This window comes from Stenotrophomonas sp. NA06056 (genome assembly GCF_013364355.1).
GTDB lineage: Bacteria > Pseudomonadota > Gammaproteobacteria > Xanthomonadales > Xanthomonadaceae > Stenotrophomonas.
Window position 1 is genome coordinate 1469160 of the sequence record NZ_CP054931.1, and the last position, 17695, is coordinate 1486854.

A 17695-nucleotide genomic window follows, 5' to 3' on the forward strand; every position below is an offset into this window, starting at 1 on the left:
GGGAGGGGGTAAAATGGGCGGATTACCCCCGCCAGCCTTCAGCAAGCGAGCAATCCGTGACATCGATCAAGCAGGAAGACCTCATCCAGTCCGTCGCCGACGCACTGCAGTACATCTCGTACTACCACCCGGTCGACTACATCAAGAACCTCGCCGCCGCCTACGAGCGCGAGGAGTCGCCGGCAGCGAAGGAGGCGATCGCGCAGATCCTGATCAACTCGCGGATGTGCGCCGAAGGCCACCGGCCGATCTGCCAGGACACCGGCATCGTCACCGTGTTCCTGGAAATCGGCATGGACGTGCGCTGGGATGACGCCACCATGGGTGTGGAGGACATGGCCAACGAGGGCATCCGTCGCGCCTACCTGTACCCGGACAACAAGCTGCGCGCCTCGGTGCTGGCCGATCCGGCCGGCAAGCGCATCAACACCAAGGACAACACGCCGGGCGTGGTCAACGTCAAGGTGGTGCCGGGCAATACCGTCGAGGTGATCGTCGCCGCCAAGGGCGGTGGTTCGGAAGCCAAGACCAAGTTCGCCATGCTCAACCCGTCCGACTCCATCGTCGACTGGGTGCTGAAGACCGTGCCGACCATGGGCGCCGGCTGGTGCCCGCCGGGCATGCTCGGCATCGGCATTGGTGGCACCGCCGAGAAGGCGATGCTGCTGGCCAAGGAAGCGCTGATGGAACCGATCGACATCACCGAGCTGCAGGCCCGTGGTGCATCCAACCGCATTGAAGAGCTGCGCCTGGAGCTGTACGAGAAGGTCAACGCGCTGGGTATCGGCGCGCAGGGCCTGGGTGGCCTGACCACCGTGCTCGACATCAAGATCAATGATTACCCGACGCATGCTGCCAACCTGCCGGTGGCGATGATTCCGAACTGCGCCGCCACCCGCCATGCGCACTTCACCCTGGACGGCAGCGGCCCGGTGATGCTGGACCCGCCGTCGCTGGAAGACTGGCCGAAGCTGACTTACGACGCCTCCAAGGGCACCCGCGTGGATCTGGACACGGTCACCCCGGAAGACGTGGCCAACTGGAAGCCGGGCCAGACCCTGCTGCTCAACGGCAAGCTGCTGACCGGCCGCGACGCCGCGCACAAGCGCATGGTCGACATGCTCAACAAGGGCGAGGAACTGCCGGTCGACCTGAAGGGGCGCTTCATCTACTACGTCGGTCCGGTCGATCCGGTGCGCGACGAAGTGGTGGGGCCGGCTGGTCCGACCACCGCCACCCGTATGGACAAGTTCACCGAACAGGTGCTGGCACAGACCGGCCTGCTGGGCATGGTCGGCAAGGCCGAGCGCGGCCCGGCGGCGATCGAAGCGATCAAGAAGCACAAGTCGGCCTACCTGATGGCCGTCGGCGGTTCGGCCTACCTCGTGTCCAAGGCGATCAAGGCGGCCAAGGTCGTCGGCTTCGCCGACCTGGGCATGGAAGCGATCTACGAGTTCACCGTGGAAGACATGCCGGTGACCGTGGCCGTCGATTCCACCGGCGAGTCGGTGCACAAGACCGGCCCTCGCGAATGGCAGGCCCGCATCGGCAAGATTCCCGTCGTGGTGGAGTGATCGGCGCGGCATCATCCACGCCTGTCCGATGGCAGAACGGCGCCCTGGTGGCGCCGTTCTTCTTTTAACGCCTGCAGTTGCGTTGCTTTGCTAGGGTGTGCGCATTGCCCGGGAAGGGGCAGTGTCCACGAGCCCATCAGATGCGCTGCCAGTTGCGGCGGACCGGTGGGCGAATCCCGTTCTTCCGGCAGTCTTCCGGTCCATTGAACAAGGAGTGTTTCGTGAATCTGGCTTGCAGCCTTTCCGTTGTCACGCTGCTGGTTCTGGCTGGCTGCAGTACATCGTCTTCGTCGTATGACAGTGGCGGTGGCTTCAGTGCCGGTGCCCAGTGCCAGATGCAGTGCCAGGCCAGCTACCGCAGCTGCATGGCCCAGGACCAGGGGATCGGCAGCCGCCAGGCCAGCTGCGAGCAGCAGATGGCACCGGCGCCGGACAAGCGCTGCAGGGACATCGAGCATCCGGAACTTCGCCGCTCCTGCGAATTGAAAGCGCACGACTGCACGCTGCGGGCACCGATGATGGGCTGCGGCGAGCGTCGTGATACCTGCATGGGCACCTGCGGCTGACCGAACCGGCAACAGCGAGCATAATCAGCCGTTCCCCGCACAGGACCGGTCATATGCGCACCACCTTGTATGGTTCCACCAGCACCGCATCGCTGGTGGTGCACTGGCTGCTGATCGAGCTGGGTATCGAGCACGAACTGATCCTGTTGGATTTCGACCAGCGCGAGCACAAGTCGGCCGACTATCTGGCACTGAATCCAGCCGGCAGAGTGCCGACCTTGCTGATCGACGGCCAGGTGCTGACCGAGGCGGCCGCGATCGCGCTGTATCTGGCAGACCGTCATCCGCAGGCAGGACTGTTGCCTGCCGTTGGCACGCCCGCGCGTGGCGAGGCCTATCGCTGGATGTTCTGGTGCGCCAACACCGTGCAGCCCGCTTATCGCGCCTGGTTCTACGCGGATGAGGTGGCGGGCGGCGAGTGCATCGACGGCGTGCGTGCGATGGCGCGACAGCAGCTGGAAGCGGCGTGGCAGCACGTTGCCACGCACCTGCAGGGCGGCGGTCCGTATCTGCTTGGCGATGTGCCCAGCGTGGTCGATTTCATGTTGGTGATGTTGATGCGCTGGTCACGCAACATGCCCACGCCCAGCGACCGCTGGCCGGCGTTGAAGGCCTATGCGGACCGCCTGAAGGCGCGCCCCGCGTTTGCCGAGGTCTATCGCCGCGAAGGCATCACCGACTGGCGGTAACGCGTTCTGTAGAGCCGGGCCATGCTCGCCTGCATCCACGGGTAGCACGCGAACCGCAGCCGAGCATGGCTCGGCTCCACAACGTGGGGCGGGTTACAGGATCTCCAGCACCGTTTCCGGTGGTCGGCACAGGCGGGTGCCCTTGGCGGTGCGTACCACCGGGCGGTTGATCAGCCGTGGGTGGCTGGCCATGGCGGCCAGCAGGGCGTCGTCGTCGGCTCCCCGAAGTTCCAGTGCGGCGAATTCGGGTTCCTTGCTGCGCACCAGTTCGGTCGCTGCCAGGCCGGATTCCGCCAGCACCTGGCGCAGCGTGGCCACGTCGGGCGGGCTGCCCAGGTACTCGATCACCACCGGTTCGAAACCCGCGTCGCGGATCAGCTTCAGCGCCCCGCGCGAGTTGCTGCACGCGGGGTTGTGCCAGATCGTGACATCCATCAGAACCATTCCAGCAGGGACACGCCCACGCCGACGTAGGTCGCCTTGTGGTTGTAGTCGATCAGGCTCTCGCCATAGCCGTCGAAGATCTGCACATGGCCGCGCAGCAGGTTGCTGATCGGGAAGCCGTAATCCAGCTGAAGGGCGCCGTGCGAGCGGTCACCGGTGCGCAGCGAATGACGCGCCATCAACGAGACCTCGTGACCCTTGTGGTTCCAGGTCAGGGTTGCGTCGCCGCGGCCCATGTAGTCCTCGATGTCCGGATTGTTGTCGTCGCTGCGGGTCTCGGGAATGCGGTACCAGGGGCGCAGCACCAGTGCCCAGTTCTCGCGGTCCAGGCCGACATTGAGCATCACCCGGTTCCAGCTGCGCGACAGCGGGTCGGCACGACCGTTGGACTGGTGGTTCAGCGCAATGCCGGTCATCCGACCGCGCCAGCCACCGATCGAGTAGCCGTTGCGGAACACCATCATCACTTCCGGCTCGTAGTTGGTCTCGCGGAACGGGCGCGAGTCCTCGCCGTTGTAGGCCTGCCAGCGCGAGCTCTGGGTATATCCCGCCCAGATGTCGCCGTTGTCGCCGAACAGGTTCTCGGCGATCTTGGTCTTGAAGCTGATCTGGAACTTCAGCTCGGCGCTGTCCAGCACCTGCGGGGTGGTCACGCTGTTGGCCGGGTTCGGCGAGTGCGGCATGGTGTTGCGATCGCTGGTCCAGAAGGCCGGCAGCAGGTACACCGGCTTGTACGCACGCAGCTGGAACGGACCCAGCTTGGAGTCCTCGGCCAGTTCCCAGCGGCTGTCCAGCAGCGAACCACGGCCGGCATTGGCAAGGGCGCTGTCCGGCGCTTCTGAACGGAACAGATCACTGACGCGCTCGCGCAGTTTTTCCTCGCCCTGGCTTACCCGCGTGGTGTCGCGCTGCTCGCGGCGCGCCTGCGCGGCGGCTTCGGCGGCCGCATCAGCTTCGGCGGTGGCCTGCGGCGTGCGGCCGAACTGGCGGTCATAGCAGGCCAGACGTGCCGCATCGGTCGTGATGGCCGCACAGGCAGCCGGCGAAGCCTCGGCGCTGGGCGCGAATTCCTGGGCCGCCAGTGGCGCGCTGGCCAGGGCCAACGCCAACGGTGCAAGGCGGGGGAACAACGGAGAGAGGGTCATTGCAGCAGGCCCTTCGAAATGAATGCGGAAAGAGAGACAGTGTGGCGGCTGCATCCGGTAACGGCCAGCCCCACAGGTTTATGCCCGGCGTGTGCGTGCGCGCTGCGTGAAGGCTGCATGCCTCACAGGAACCAGGCGAAGGCGAACAGGCCCAGCATCGCGATCACCAGTGCCAGCTTCAGTGCCAGGCCGAGCAGGATGCCCAGCCACGTGGCCAGCCCGACCTTGGTCGAGCGGCCGAGCTCGCGGGTATGCCAGTACTCGCCCAGCAGCGCGCCGAGCAAGGGCCCGGCGAACAATCCGATCGGCATGAAGAACAGGCCGACGATGCTGCCGATGAAGGTGCCCCAGAGTGCCTTGCGGCTGGCGCCCACGCGCTTTGCACCGACCACGGTCGCCAGCACGTCGACCAGCAGTGACAGCGCGGTCAGTACGCCGAGGATCAGCAGGGTGGGCCAGCCGACATGGACGAAGCCGTCTGCCCACGCAGCAAGCACCAGCCCGATGAACACCAGCGGGATGCCTGGCAGGGCCGGCAGGACGATGCCCGCGATGCCGATAAGGACAAAAATGACCGCTAGCAGATACAAGATGAATGAGAGGTCCATGCTGCCCAGTATGGTTGTCTTTTTGGGGTTGACAGTGAAAGGTTTTTGCCAGTTGCTTTTTCGTTTTGGTCGGGTTAAGTTGCAGTCGCTGAGCTTGGCAAGGTCACCGTGGATCGTGGCCTGATGAAGCAAGATCGTTCCGATCCGCTGCATCGATGCACCTCGCTTCCCCCTTGCTTGTCAGCCGCCCAACAGGCGTATCCAACAACAAGTAGAGAGTCAAAGGGAGTTAGTGAGATGGCTGATCGCGAGAACGGTACCGTGAAGTGGTTCAATGATGCCAAGGGCTTCGGCTTCATCAGCCGCCAGAATGGCGAGGACGTGTTCGTGCACTTCCGCGCCATCGAGACCCAGGGCTTCAAGAGCCTCAAGGAAGGCCAGGCCGTGAGCTTTGAAGTCGTGCAGGGCCAGAAGGGCCTGCAGGCCGACAAGGTCCAGCCGGCGTAATACCTGCCGCTTGCCGGCATGAAAAAGGCCCGCGCAAGCGGGCCTTTTTTTGTTGCGCCGGTTCTGATCGGCCGGGGCACGCTGCGGATCAGCGCAGGATGACCTTGCCGTTGACCACGCGGACGTAGGTGTTTTCGCGGATGCCGCCGAGGTCGCGCTGGTTGACCACGATGGTGCGGCCGTCATCCATGCGCACGCTGATGTCGTAGGTATCGCTGGTGACGTTCTTCTGGATCTGGTTGCCGGCCAGTGCACCACCCACGGCGCCGGCAGCGGCGGCGATGTTCTTGTTGCCGCGGCTGCCACCGGTGTGATCGGAGATCTCATGGCCGGCAACCGCGCCGACGATGCCGCCGAGGATCGCGCCGGTGGCCGAGGGCGCAGTACGGCCGGACTGCACGGTATTGATGCGGGTAACGATGCCGCAATCGGCGCAACGGCCTTGGTTGTAACCGGAATTGTTGCCGTAGCCGCCGTTGTTGTAGCCGCTGTTGTTGTAACCACCACCGCCATAGCCCGGCGAGGTGGCACAGCCGGCCAGGGCGAGGGTTGCGATGACACTGGCGGCGATGAGCTGGATCTTCATGGGGCGTCTCCTGGCCGTGAAGGCGGGTGCGTTGGGTGGTACTGCGTCATGCAGCAGGGTGAGCGAATCCTCCTCTTTCCAACGTGAACAAGGCGCCAATCACATCGCTCTTCGCCCACTCGAAGATGAATCAGCGGAAGTCCTGGTGACAGGCCCGGCAATCGTTCTGCAGTGTCTGCACCTGCTGCGCCAACGCGGTGCAGTCGGCAGGAGGGACCGCCAACGCGGCATTGAGGTCGGCGCGGTACTGGCTGGCGTGCTGCTGGAACTGCCGGCTGTCCTTCAACCCGGGGAAGGCCAGGTCCAGGTCGTTGGACAGCAGGCGCAGCACCTGCAGGCGCGGGACGCTGTCGGCCAGGCTGCAGCGGTTCTGCTGCTGCGCCTGCTGCAGCAGATCCGCCTGCCGCTGCATCACCTGCATCAGACTGTCCGGGAACGGATCACGGCGCGCCTGTACAGCACGGCCGACCATCACCGTGGCAATCAGGCCGATCAGCAGGCCCAAGCCGAGGACGAACAGATAGCGGTAGGCGGTGGACGGGCGGCGGGGTGGGCTGGCACTCATGGCGGGCGCTCCGGGCATGCAACGGTGGGTTCGGTGTTGGCGTGCAGTAGTCAGGGGATCTGCACGCTAAAATAGCCCGATGAACGAACAGGTCAAACAACGCTTCGCCGGCATTGAACGGCTGTATGGCGTCGGCGCGCTCGAGCGCCTGCAGGGCAGCCGTGTCGCCGTGGTCGGCATGGGCGGCGTCGGCTCGTGGGTGGTGGAGGCGCTGGCGCGCTCGGCGGTCGGCCATCTGGCCTTGATCGATGCCGACGACATCTGCGTGTCCAACACCAACCGCCAGCTGCCGGCGATGGAAGGGAACTACGGGCGCAACAAGGCCGAGGCCATGGCCGAGCGCTGCCGGGCGATCAATCCGCAGATCGAGGTCGACGCCGTGCAGGCGTTCCTGACCCCGGCCAACATGGCCGAACTGCTGGACCGCAGTTTCGACCTGGTGATCGATGCCTGCGACAGCTTCCGGGTGAAGGTGGAAACCATCGCCTGGTGCCGCCGCCGCAAGCTGCCGTTGCTGACCGTCGGCGCGGCCGGCGGCCGAACCGATCCCACCTTGGTGCGCATCCGCGATGTCTCGCGTACCGAGCATGACGCGATGCTGGCGCTGATCCGCAAGAAGCTGCGCAGCGAATTCAACTTCCCGAAGAATGCCAAGCGCTATTTCGGCGTGCCGGCGGTGTATTCGCTGGAGAACGTGAAGTATCCACAGGCCGACGGCAGCGTCTGTGGCCTGCGGCCTAACCTGGGTGCCGATGCGGCCCTGAAGCTGGATTGCGGCGCAGGCCTGGGTGCGGCCACCCACATCACCGGCGCGTTTGCGTTTGCCGCTGTGGGCAAGGCGCTGGAAATGCTGCTGGAGCCGAAGAAGGTGAAAGCCGAAGCGGTCGAGGCAGAGGCCGGGGTGTGATCGGGTAGTGCCGGCCGCTGGCCGGCATCTGTGCTGAATCAAAACTTCCGGGGTTGCCGGCCAGCGGCCGGCACTACCGTTAGGGTGCGGGCAGGCTGAACAGTCGCCGCGCATTGTCCGTGGTGGCCTGCGCCACATCGACAACGTCCACTCCACGCAGCGAGGCGATGTGGCGCGCGATGACCGCCAGCCGCGCCGGCTCGTTGCGCTGGCCACGGATACCCGCGTCGGGCTGATCCGGCGCATCCGTCTCCAGCAGCAACTGTTGTAGTGGCATTTCGCGGACAAGCCGTTGCAGGCGTTGAGCACGGTCGTAGGTCAGGGGGCCGCCCAGGCCGAGCAGGAATCCCAGCCTGTGCAGCTGTGCGGCCTGCTCCGGGCTGCCGGAAAAGCTGTGCACCACCCCGCGCAGGGCACCGATGCGGCGGATTGCCGCGATCACCGCATCCACGGCACGGCGGGCATGCACGATCACCGGCAGATCGAACTCGCGCGCCAGCTTCAGCTGGCCGATGAAATACGCCTGCTGGGCCTCGGCATCAAGGCCCTCGACGAAGAAATCCAGCCCGCATTCGCCGATCGCGCAGGGCCGCTCCCGTTCGATCCACGCACGCAGCTGCAGCAGGTGTTCAGGCCGGTGCTGGTCCAGGAACATCGGATGCAGGCCATAGGCAGGGTAGAGCCCCGTCGCCTGCTGGCAGACCAGGCGCAGCTTCGGCCAGCTGGCCGCAGTGACGGCTGGAACCACCTGCCACTGCACGCCGGCCGTGCGTGCACGGTCGATGACCGCCTCGCGGTCACCGTCGAATTCGCTGGCATCCAGATGGCAGTGGCTGTCGACCAGCAGCTTCAACGCTGCTCCAGAGGGGGAGGCGTGGTCGCGCCGCGGCTCTTCCAATTGGCCAGCAGCAGGGTGCCCAGGCCCAGCACCAGTTCGTCGACGAAAGGAATCGGATCGGGGATGAACAGGGTCAGCGCGAACAGGCCGGCGGTCAGCTTGAACAGGGTGGGGTAGCGCAGCCGGCGCGCCCATTGCAGGACCGGCAGCAGCATCGGGTTGGCCATGACAGGGGTCCTCCTGGGGAATGTGCAAACGCTACCACGGGCCCAGCATTTCCCGATGCTGAATGGGTTACGGCGGCGAGCAGGAAATGTGGAGATTCCGTTCAGGCAGCGCGTGCTGCAATCTGGCCTGAGAACGTTGCGGACGGTCCGCAAGGAGCAGGTCATGAAAAGCACAACTACAACTGTCCTGGTCGCAGCGGGCGCGCTGCTGGTCGGTGGTATCGCAACCGCCGCCTTCATGAAGAGTGGCGACAAGTCGCCCGAGCAGCTCAGCGCCGGAAACCCGAGTGAATCGCGCCTGGTCGATGGCAATGCCACCGACGATGGCGCGCGTGGCGACGCCGTGGACGCCAGTGCGCCGCGTGGCCTGGAATACGCCGATGTGCTGAAGGTCGATCCGATCACCGAGAAGCAGAAGGCCTATGCCACCGTGATCGGCACCGATCCGGTACGCGAAACGTCCACCACCCAGACCCCGCACGAGGTCTGTCAGGACGTGGTGGTGCAGGAGCGCCTGCCCGAGCGTGATGGCAACGTCGGTGGCACCGTGGTCGGTGCCGTGGTCGGCGGCCTGCTGGGCAACCAGGTGGGCGGCGGCAATGGCAAGAAGGCTGCGACCGCGGCCGGTGCCGTGGCCGGTGGCTTCATCGGCAACCAGGTCGACAAGCGCCATGTGGGGGGCCGCGTGGTCAACCGCACCGAGCGCCAGTGCCACACCGAAACGGCAACGTCCGAGTCCAGCCGTGTCACCGGCTACAACGTGACCTACCGCAATGAAGACGGCACCACCGGCACCATGCGCATGGGCAGCAAGCCGGGCAACCGCATTGCCATGGGCACAACCGATGTGGTCAAGGGCTACAACGTGACCTATCGCTACGACGGTGCGGAGAAGACCGTGCGTCTGGACAACAAGCCAGCCAGCGATCGCCTGCCGGTGGTGGACGGGCAGCTGGTAACCCAGACGGCCGCGGCCGCTGATTCGACGGCCAACCGCCAGTAATCCCTCGCTACGACGCAGTATCGGACAGGCCGGCGTTTGCCGGCCTGTTTTTTTGCATCGGTGGGGTTCATCCCCGCGTCGCGCGGATCTACCATGACCCCATGAGCATCTTCGACCTGCGCATCGAAACCGAACGCCTGATCCTGCGCCCGCCGCAGCGGCAGGACTACGCGCCCTATCTGGCGTTCTGTGCCGACGAGGAGGTGATGCGTACGCTGGGTGGCGTGCAGGCACCCTCGGTGGCATGGCGCAGCTTCTGCAGCCTGGCCGGGGCGTGGCAGTTGTTCGGCTTCTCGATGTTCAGTGTGATCGAGAAATCCAGCGGTGAATGGGTCGGGCGCATGGGGCCGTGGCAGCCACAGGACTGGCCCGGTACCGAGGTCGGCTGGAGCATCCGTCGTGCCAGCTGGGGCAAAGGCTACGCACCGGAGGCGGCGATCGCAGCCATCGATTGGGCGTTCGATACGCTGGGCTGGGACGAGGTGATCCACACCATCGCCGAAGACAACGAGAACTCGAAAGTGGTTGCGCGCAAGCTGGGCAGTACGCTGCTGCGCATGGGGCAGTTGCCACCGCCCTATGAAGGCAAGCCGCTGGAAATCTGGGGGCAATCGCGCGAGCAGTGGCAGCAGCGCGCACGCTGAGCGCTGCCTGGTAGCGCCGGCCGCTGGCCGGCCATCGCACCAATCCCGCTGCATCGGGGTTGCCGGCCAGCGGCCGGCACTACCGGATCGGCATGCTGCACCCGCGCTTGGCAATCGCCAGGCTGCTTGCCAGACTGCGGGCAGCCGGCTGCAGGCCGGGAACTCCCTGGAGCAGGCAATGGTGGAAGAACGCATTCCGTTGACGGTGCATGGCATGTCGGTCTCGGGCAATTGCCATAAGGTGCGGCTGCTGCTGGAACAGATGGGCAGCCGCTACCGCTGGGTGGAGGTGGACAGTGCCCACGGCCAGACCCATACCGCGGAATTTCTCGCCCTCAACCCCAATGCCAAGGTGCCGTTGATCGTGCGCGACGATGGCCGCGTGCTGACCGAATCCAATGCGATCCTGTTCTGGCTGGCGGAGGGTACGCCCTACCTTCCGGCCGACGGTTGGCAGCGCGCACAGGCCTTGAGTTGGATGTTCTTCGAGCAGTACACGCATGAGCCCTGCGTGGCGGTGGCACGCTTCATCCGCGGTTGGACGGCGGCCGACTCACCACGCCGCGCTGAACTGCCGCGCCTGCATGAGCGCGCCGCCAGCGCGCTGGCGGTGATGGAGCAGCACCTGCAGCAGGCGCAGTGGTTCACCGGCGACGACTACGGTATCGCCGATATCGCCCTGTTCGCCTATTCCGATGTCGCCGCCGAAGGTGGCATCGCGCTGGATGCATTCCCACAGGTGCGGGCCTGGCTGCAGCGGGTGCGTGCGCAGCCTCGCTTTGTGCCCATGCCTGCGGTGACCGCCGAGGTGCGCGCGCGGTTCAACGCACCGGATTGATTCCCCTGCAGCGTCGGGCGTGCTCGACCGGCGGAAGGGTCGAGCACGCCTGCCGTCACGGTTCGCTACAACGGCACGGAGGGTGTTCGATGTTCGCTGTGGTTCCAGATCCGATTCCCGCACGCATGCGCGGCCTCAACCGTGCCGACGTCTGTGACGTCAATTTCCTCGAGGCCGTACGTGCCTGGCACGGCATGCCGCGACCACGTCCGGCGCCGGATGCGCCGATCCTGCCGGGGAGCACGCTGACGGCCACTGCTTTTGGCGAACTGTTTGAATCGCAGCTGGTCAGTCGCCAGCTGGACTTGATGGCGCGCGTGCTGCGCGTGCAGAACAAGGTCTTCTACACCATCGGTTCGTCCGGTCATGAAGGCAACGCGCTGCTTGCACGCGCCTGCCGGCATACGGATCCCGCATTCCTGCATTACCGTTCCGGCGCCTTCATGGCCGAACGTGCACGCTGGATGCCTGGCATGGACCCTGTGCGCGACGCCGCGCTGTCCTTCGCCGCCAGTGCCGACGATCCGGCCAGCGGCGGTCGTCACAAAGTGTGGGGCAGCAAGCCGTTGTGGGTGCTGCCGCAGACCTCGACCATCGCATCGCATCTGCCCAAGGCGCTCGGTACTGCATTGGCGATCGAGAGTGGCAAGCGCCTGAGCCAGCCGCTGCCGATTCCGGCCGACAGCATCGTGATGTGCTCTTTCGGCGATGCCTCGGCCAACCACGCCACCGCACAGACCGCGTTCAATACCGCGATGTGGTCGGCATACCAGAAGCTGCCGGTACCGATCCTGTTCGTCTGCGAGGACAACGGCCTCGGTATTTCGGTGAAGACACCTGAAGGATGGATCGCGGAGCGCTTCAGCCGGCAACCGGGCCTGGACTATTTCTTCGCCGATGGCCTGGACCTGGCAGCCGGGCACGCGCAGGTGCAGGCGGCGGTCGAGCATTGCCGGCGCCTGCGTCGGCCCACTTTCCTGCACCTGCGTACCACCCGGTTGATGGGCCACGCCGGTACCGACTTCGAGGTGGAATGGCGTGCGTTGGCGGACCTGTGCGCCGCCGAGGCGCAGGACCCGCTGCTGCGTTCGGCGCAGATCGCGCTGGAATCGGGTTGGATGGATGCGGCGGGCGTCGAGTCGGCCTATGAAACCCTGCGCGCGCGCTGCATGGCTGCTGCCATCGATGCCGATACGCGTCCGAAACTGCAGACATTGCAGGAAGTGATCACCCCGTTGGCACCCTATACGCCGGCAGCGGTGCAGGCCGAGGCCGAGCGCGTGGCGCCCGTCGAGGCACGGCAGGCACTGTATGGCGGTGCCGATGCGCTGCCCGAACGGCAACCGCCGCGGCACCTGGCAATACAGATCAACCACGCGCTGCAGGAGCTGCTGGGCAAGTATCCGCAGGCGCTGCTGTTTGGCGAGGACGTCGCGCAGAAAGGCGGCGTCTACACGGTGACGCGCGACCTGCTGCGCCGCTTCGGCCCGCGCCGGGTCTTCAACACGCTGCTGGACGAGACCATGATCCTGGGCATGGCCCAGGGCCTGGCCAACATGGGAATGTTGCCGATCCCGGAGATCCAGTACCTGGCCTACCTGCACAACGCCATCGACCAGGTGCGCGGCGAGGCCTGCTCGCTGCAGTTCTTCTCCAATGACCAGTTCCGCAACCCGATGCTGGTGCGGGTAGCCGGGCTGGGCTACCAGAAGGGGTTCGGTGGCCATTTCCACAACGACAATTCGATCACGGCGCTGCGTGACATCCCGGGGCTGGTGGTGGGCTGTCCGTCGCGTGGCGATGATGCGGTGATGATGCTGCGCACCTTGGCGGCATTGGCCCGCGTGGACGGTCGGGTGGCGGTGTTCCTGGAACCGATCGCCCTTTACATGACCAAGGATCTGCACGTGGCCGGCGACGGCCAGTGGCTGTTCGACTACCCCGCGCCCGGGGAGGCGCTGGTGCTGGGTGAGGGCAGGGTGTACGCGCCGGATGCCACCGATCTGGTGATCTTCACCTACGGCAACGGTGTGCCGATGGCGCTGCGTGCAGCGACCGGTATCGAGCAGCAGCTGGGCTGGCAGGTGCGGGTGGTGGACCTGCGCTGGCTGGTGCCGTTGAATGCCGCCTTCATCGGCGCCCAGGCCGCCACCGCGCAACGGGTACTGGTGCTGGACGAGGGGCGGCAGAGCGGGGGCGTCGGCGAAGGCGTGATCACCGCGCTGGTCGAGGCTGGCCATGGCCACCTGCCAGTGCGCCGGGTCTGTGGTGCCGATACCTATACGCCGCTGGCGGGGGCAGCAATGTTCGGGCTTCCAAGCGACAATGCGGTGATTGGCGCCGCCCTCGACCTGGCGCAGGAACCCTGATGCATGTGTGGATTGGCGGGAATGTTGTTGCCGGCGGCACAGACACCGGCTGAGGTTCTGCAGGCGCAGGCGCTGGCCATGGGCCAGGCGTTGCACCATCGCGGGCCGGATGACGGCGGTACCTGGGTCGATGCCGCCGCCGGCGTCGCCCTGGCCCACCGGCGCCTGAGCATCCTCGATCTTTCACCGTTGGGTCACCAGCCGATGGCCTCGGCCGACGGCCGCTATGTGATGGCCTACAACGGCGAGGTCTACAACTTTGCCGCCCTGCGCGCCGAACTGGAGCCGCTGGGCCACGCGTTCCGTGGCCATTCCGATACCGAGGTGCTGTTGGCCGCGATCCTGCAGTGGGGCGTCGAGGACACGCTGCAGCGCGCCAACGGCATGTTCGCCATCGCCCTGTGGGACCGCCAGGAACAGTGCCTGTGGCTGGCCCGCGACCGGGTCGGCAAGAAGCCGCTGTATTACGGCTGGGCCGGTGATGCCGTGGTGTTCGGCTCCGAACTGAAGGCGCTGTGGCAGCACCCCGACTTCGACAACGATATCGACCGCGATGCGCTGACGCTGCTGCTGCGGCTGGACTACATTCCCGCCCCGCACAGCATCCACCAGCGCTGCTACAAGCTGATGCCCGGTCGCGTGCTGCGGCTGGACGCGGCGGCGGTGGCGGCAGGAGCCGCCGCACATCGCCCTGAGCAGGCACAGCGTCCGTACTGGGACGCGCGTGCGCGCATGCAGGCGGCACTGGCCGCACCGTTCCAAGGTCGCATCGAGGAGGCCGAGGAGCAGCTGGACGGCCTGCTGCGCGATGCGGTGGCGCTGCGCATGGTGGCCGATGTGCCGGTGGGCGTGTTCCTGTCCGGCGGCACCGATTCGTCGCTGGTGGCAGCGCTGATGCAGGCGCAGAGCGGGCAGCCGGTGCACAGCTTCAGCATCGGCTTCAGCGGCTCCCACCACGACGAGGCGCCGTTGGCCAGGGAACTGGCCACCCATCTTGGCTGCGATCACACCGAGCTGTACGTCAGCGGCGCCGACGCACTGGCGGTGGTGCCGCAGCTGCCGGCGATGTTCGATGAACCCTTTGCTGATGCGTCGCAGGTGCCGACCGCGCTGGTCGCCCGCCTCGCGCGGCAGGGCGTGACTGTCGCGTTGTCCGGCGATGGTGGCGATGAACTGTTTTTCGGCTACACCCGCTATGTGCGCGCGCTGCGCAACTGGCAGATGCTGGGGCGGGTGCCCGCGCCGCTGCGGCGCTGGATGGGCACGCGTGCGCACCAGCAGGGCGAAGCATCGCGCACCGGCGGGTTGGCCGCGTTGCTGGCCGAAACCGGCGCACGTGGCATCGGCGATGTGTATCGCAACCGTATCTCGCGCTGGCGCGATCCGGCGGCGGCGGTGATCGGTGCACGGGAGGCAGGCAGCTTCTACGACCTGGCCGATCCGCTGCATGGTGCCGGCACGCCGGCCGACGCGATGATGCTGGCCGACTTCGTCAGCTATCTTCCCGATGATCTGCTGTGCAAGGTCGACCGCACCTCGATGGCGGTCAGCCTGGAAGCGCGCGCGCCGTTGCTGGACTGGCGCGTGGCCGAGTTCGCGTGGTCGTTGCCGCTGGGCTTCAAGCGCAGTGAATCGACCAGCAAGGTGCTGCTCAAGCGCGTGCTGGGGCGCTATGTGCCGCAGTCGATGGTGCACCGGCCCAAGCGTGGCTTCGGCGCGCCGGTCAGCGATTGGCTGAAGGGCGATCTGAAGCCGTGGGCGGATGAACTGCTGCAGCCGGCGCGGCTGGAACGGGAAGGGGTGCTGTCGGCCGCGGCCGTGCAGCCGCTGTGGCAGCAGTTCCTGGGCGGCCAGCGCAAGTGGCACACGCACCTGTGGAACGTGCTGATGTTCCAGGCCTGGCAGGACCATTGGCGGCAGGTGCGCGCAGGCGTGCGGCGCGGCTGATCTTCACCGGTGGGGAAGGGCGCGGCCGCTACGCTGGCTCTCCCGCACCGTGAGGAGTATGCCCCGATGTCCGTCCCCACCATTGCTGTTTTCGTCGGCAGCCTGCGCAAGGAGTCCTGCAACCGCAAGCTGGCGCACGCGCTGGAAAAGCTGGCCGGCGACAAGGCGCGCTTCCAGTACGTGCAGATCGGCGACCTTCCGCTGTACGACCAGGATTTCGACGCCAGCTACCCGGCGCAGGGCACGCGCCTGAAGGACCAGGTGCGCGCCGCAGACGCCGTGCTGTTCGTTACCCCCGAGTACAACCGTTCTGTGCCGGGCGTGCTGAAGAATGCGATCGACATCGGTTCGCGCCCCTACGGCGACAGTGCCTTCGCAGGCAAGCCAGCGGCGGTGATCGGCGCCTCCATCGGCCAGATCGGCACCGCGGTGGCCCAGCAGCACCTGCGCAACAGCCTGGCCTTCCTGGACATGCACGTGCTTGGCCAGCCCGAGGCGTTCATCCACTTCAAGGATGGCCTGATCGATGCCGACGGCACGATCCACAATGAAGGCACGCAGGCCTTCCTGCAGGGCTACGTGGACCGGTTCCTGGCCCTGATCGCGGTACATGCCAAGGGCGATTGACGCCAGCGGCGGCGGTCCCCATCTGCGATAATGCTCCGCTGCGGGCGTCGCAACGACGCCCGTCGCAGGCAATGCGACGTCCTCGCGCCAGTCTGGACAGGCTCAGGTGGATATCCCCCGTTCTTCCACGGCTTATCCACAGGTTTGTCCATGGTCGCCGGGGTCGGCGCATGCCTACACTCGTCTGGCCCCTTTTGCAGGAAACACCGCAGCATGTCCGCCCGTTCCGGCTTCCGTTCCAACCGCAGAGAGCGCGGCGAAGGCTTCGATCGCGATCGTGATCGCGATGAATCGCGTATCGACCAGTTGCGCGTGCCGCCGCATTCGGTGGAAGCCGAACAGGCGGTGCTGGGCGGCCTGATGCTGGCACCGGACGCCTACGACCGGGTCAACGACCAGTTGACCGAGGGCGACTTCTACCGCCGCGACCACCAGATGATCTACCGGGCAATCCGCGAGCTGTCCGAGCGCGAGCGCCCCTTCGATGCGGTGACCCTGGGCGAGTGGTTTGAATCGCAGGGCAAGATGGAGCTGGTGGGCGATGGCGCCTATCTGATCGAACTGGCCAGCACCACGCCGTCGGCGGCCAACATCGTGGCCTATGCCGAGATCGTGCGCGACAAGGCGGTACTGCGGCAGCTGATCCAGGTTGGCACTGACATCGTCAATGATGGTTTCCAGCCCGAGGGCCGCGACAGCAGCGAGCTGCTGTCCGCTGCGGAAAAGAGCGTGTTCGCCATTGCCGAGCAGGGTGCGCGCGGCCGTACCGACTTCGTGGCCATGCCCGGTGCGTTGAAGGACGCCTTCGAAGAGCTGCGCAACCGTTTCGAGAATGGTGGCAACATCACCGGCCTGCCGACCGGCTACACCGATTTCGATGCGATGACCGCCGGCCTGCAGCCGACCGATCTGATCATCCTTGCCGCGCGACCTGCGATGGGCAAGACCACCTTCGCCCTGAACATCGCCGAGTACGCGGCGATCAAGTCGAAGAAGGGCGTGGCGGTGTTCTCGATGGAAATGTCCGCATCGCAGCTGGCGATGCGACTGATCTCCTCCAATGGCCGCATCAACGCGCAGCGCCTGCGTACCGGCCAGCTGGAGGACGAGGACTGGAGCCGGGTGACCGGTGCGATCAAGATGCTGAAGGAAACCAAGATCTTCATCGACGATACGCCGGGCGTGTCGCCGGAGATCCTGCGTTCCAAGTGCCGCCGCCTCAAGCGCGAGCACGATCTGGGCCTGATCGTGATCGACTACCTGCAGCTGATGAGCGTGCCGGGCAACAGCGAGAACCGCGCGACCGAAATTTCCGAGATCTCGCGTTCGTTGAAGGGCCTGGCCAAGGAACTGCACGTGCCGGTCATCGCACTGTCCCAGCTCAACCGCTCGCTGGAAACACGTACCGACAAGCGCCCGGTGATGGCCGATCTTCGCGAATCGGGCGCAATCGAGCAGGATGCGGACATGATCGTCTTCATCTACCGCGATGATTACTACAACAAGGAAAATTCGCCGGACAAGGGCCTGGCCGAGATCATCATCGGCAAGCACCGTGGTGGCCCCACTGGCTCGTGCAAGCTGAAATTCTTCGGCGAGTACACCCGCTTCGACAACCTGGCCCACGACTCGGTCGGTTCGTTCGAATAACCGTAGTGCCGGCCGCCGGCC

At 65.9% G+C, this 17695-nt stretch carries 19 protein-coding genes; 12 read left to right on the forward strand and 7 right to left on the reverse strand.

Annotated elements, in window-relative coordinates:
* Positions 1-56 precede the first annotated feature (56 nt).
* The 3 genes from HUT07_RS06440 (at position 57) to HUT07_RS06450 (ending at position 2829) form a co-directional block, all read left to right on the forward strand.
* Positions 57-1574 carry a fumarate hydratase gene (locus HUT07_RS06440; protein WP_176020224.1) on the forward strand — a complete coding sequence of 506 codons (1518 nt, stop codon included), beginning with the start codon at positions 57-59 and terminating at the stop codon, positions 1572-1574.
* Between the two features lie 221 nt (positions 1575-1795).
* Positions 1796-2140, forward strand: coding sequence for a hypothetical protein (locus HUT07_RS06445; protein ID WP_176020225.1), 345 nt, complete (start codon positions 1796-1798; stop codon positions 2138-2140).
* A 53-nt stretch (positions 2141-2193) separates the two neighbouring features.
* Positions 2194-2829: a glutathione S-transferase family protein gene (locus tag HUT07_RS06450; protein WP_176020226.1), complete on the forward strand. Its 636-nt coding sequence runs from the start codon at positions 2194-2196 to the stop codon at positions 2827-2829.
* Between the two features lie 93 nt (positions 2830-2922).
* Here the strand turns inward: HUT07_RS06450 and arsC are convergent, their stop codons facing one another.
* The 3 genes from arsC to HUT07_RS06465 form a co-directional block, all read right to left on the reverse strand.
* Positions 2923-3264 carry an arsenate reductase (glutaredoxin) gene (gene arsC / locus HUT07_RS06455; RefSeq protein WP_176020227.1) on the reverse strand — a complete coding sequence of 114 codons (342 nt, stop codon included), beginning with the start codon at positions 3262-3264 and terminating at the stop codon, positions 2923-2925.
* Positions 3264-4418, reverse strand: a complete 1155-nt coding sequence (locus HUT07_RS06460; protein ID WP_176020228.1) for a phospholipase A — start codon at positions 4416-4418, stop codon at positions 3264-3266. Before HUT07_RS06460 ends, arsC begins: the two co-directional genes overlap by 1 nt.
* Before the next feature lie 122 nt (positions 4419-4540).
* Entirely contained in the window at positions 4541-5026 is a 486-nt protein-coding gene (locus HUT07_RS06465) for a DUF456 domain-containing protein (RefSeq protein WP_033831531.1), read from the reverse strand.
* Positions 5027-5263: 237 nt separating this feature from the next.
* Between HUT07_RS06465 and HUT07_RS06470 the strand changes: the two genes are divergently transcribed.
* Complete coding sequence (locus tag HUT07_RS06470) at positions 5264-5473, forward strand: cold-shock protein (protein ID WP_025876765.1); 210 nt, start codon at positions 5264-5266, stop codon at positions 5471-5473.
* Between the two features lie 88 nt (positions 5474-5561).
* Here HUT07_RS06470 and HUT07_RS06475 read toward each other — a convergent pair whose 3' ends face one another.
* Both HUT07_RS06475 and HUT07_RS06480 read right to left on the reverse strand, forming a co-directional pair.
* Positions 5562-6059 (reverse strand): glycine zipper 2TM domain-containing protein, encoded by a 498-nt coding sequence (locus HUT07_RS06475; RefSeq protein WP_176020229.1) that lies wholly within the window; start codon positions 6057-6059, stop codon positions 5562-5564.
* A 130-nt stretch (positions 6060-6189) separates the two neighbouring features.
* Positions 6190-6624: a cytochrome c gene (locus HUT07_RS06480; protein WP_176020230.1), complete on the reverse strand. Its 435-nt coding sequence runs from the start codon at positions 6622-6624 to the stop codon at positions 6190-6192.
* 79 nt (positions 6625-6703) lie between these two features.
* Between HUT07_RS06480 and HUT07_RS06485 the strand changes: the two genes are divergently transcribed.
* Positions 6704-7531, forward strand: a complete 828-nt coding sequence (locus HUT07_RS06485) for a tRNA threonylcarbamoyladenosine dehydratase (protein ID WP_176020231.1) — start codon at positions 6704-6706, stop codon at positions 7529-7531.
* 79 nt (positions 7532-7610) lie between these two features.
* On the opposite strand, the gene HUT07_RS06490 is transcribed toward HUT07_RS06485, so the two are convergent.
* Together HUT07_RS06490 and HUT07_RS06495 are read right to left on the reverse strand one after the other, a co-directional pair.
* Complete coding sequence (locus HUT07_RS06490; RefSeq protein ID WP_176020232.1) at positions 7611-8384, reverse strand: TatD family hydrolase; 774 nt, start codon at positions 8382-8384, stop codon at positions 7611-7613.
* Positions 8381-8596 (reverse strand): DUF6116 family protein, encoded by a 216-nt coding sequence (locus tag HUT07_RS06495; RefSeq protein WP_176020233.1) that lies wholly within the window; start codon positions 8594-8596, stop codon positions 8381-8383. The genes HUT07_RS06490 and HUT07_RS06495 overlap by 4 nt, the downstream gene beginning before the upstream one ends.
* Before the next feature lie 163 nt (positions 8597-8759).
* Here HUT07_RS06495 and HUT07_RS06500 point away from each other — a divergent pair, with 163 nt between their 5' ends.
* From HUT07_RS06500 to HUT07_RS06530, 7 genes are all read left to right on the forward strand, one after another.
* Positions 8760-9599 carry a glycine zipper 2TM domain-containing protein gene (locus HUT07_RS06500; protein WP_176020234.1) on the forward strand — a complete coding sequence of 280 codons (840 nt, stop codon included), beginning with the start codon at positions 8760-8762 and terminating at the stop codon, positions 9597-9599.
* 101 nt (positions 9600-9700) lie between these two features.
* On the forward strand, positions 9701-10243 hold the full coding sequence (locus tag HUT07_RS06505; RefSeq protein ID WP_176020235.1) for a GNAT family N-acetyltransferase: 543 nt from the start codon (positions 9701-9703) through the stop codon (positions 10241-10243).
* Between the two features lie 178 nt (positions 10244-10421).
* Positions 10422-11081, forward strand: coding sequence for a glutathione S-transferase family protein (locus HUT07_RS06510; RefSeq protein ID WP_176020236.1), 660 nt, complete (start codon positions 10422-10424; stop codon positions 11079-11081).
* 89 nt (positions 11082-11170) lie between these two features.
* On the forward strand, positions 11171-13450 hold the full coding sequence (locus tag HUT07_RS06515; protein ID WP_176020237.1) for a thiamine pyrophosphate-dependent enzyme: 2280 nt from the start codon (positions 11171-11173) through the stop codon (positions 13448-13450).
* Positions 13451-13453: 3 nt separating this feature from the next.
* Positions 13454-15397 (forward strand): asparagine synthase (glutamine-hydrolyzing), encoded by a 1944-nt coding sequence (asnB, locus tag HUT07_RS06520; protein WP_176020238.1) that lies wholly within the window; start codon positions 13454-13456, stop codon positions 15395-15397.
* A gap of 66 nt (positions 15398-15463) precedes the next feature.
* Positions 15464-16024: an NAD(P)H-dependent oxidoreductase gene (locus tag HUT07_RS06525; RefSeq protein WP_176020239.1), complete on the forward strand. Its 561-nt coding sequence runs from the start codon at positions 15464-15466 to the stop codon at positions 16022-16024.
* A gap of 213 nt (positions 16025-16237) precedes the next feature.
* Positions 16238-17674 carry a replicative DNA helicase gene (locus HUT07_RS06530; RefSeq protein WP_176020240.1) on the forward strand — a complete coding sequence of 479 codons (1437 nt, stop codon included), beginning with the start codon at positions 16238-16240 and terminating at the stop codon, positions 17672-17674.
* Positions 17675-17695: the final 21 nt, after the last annotated feature.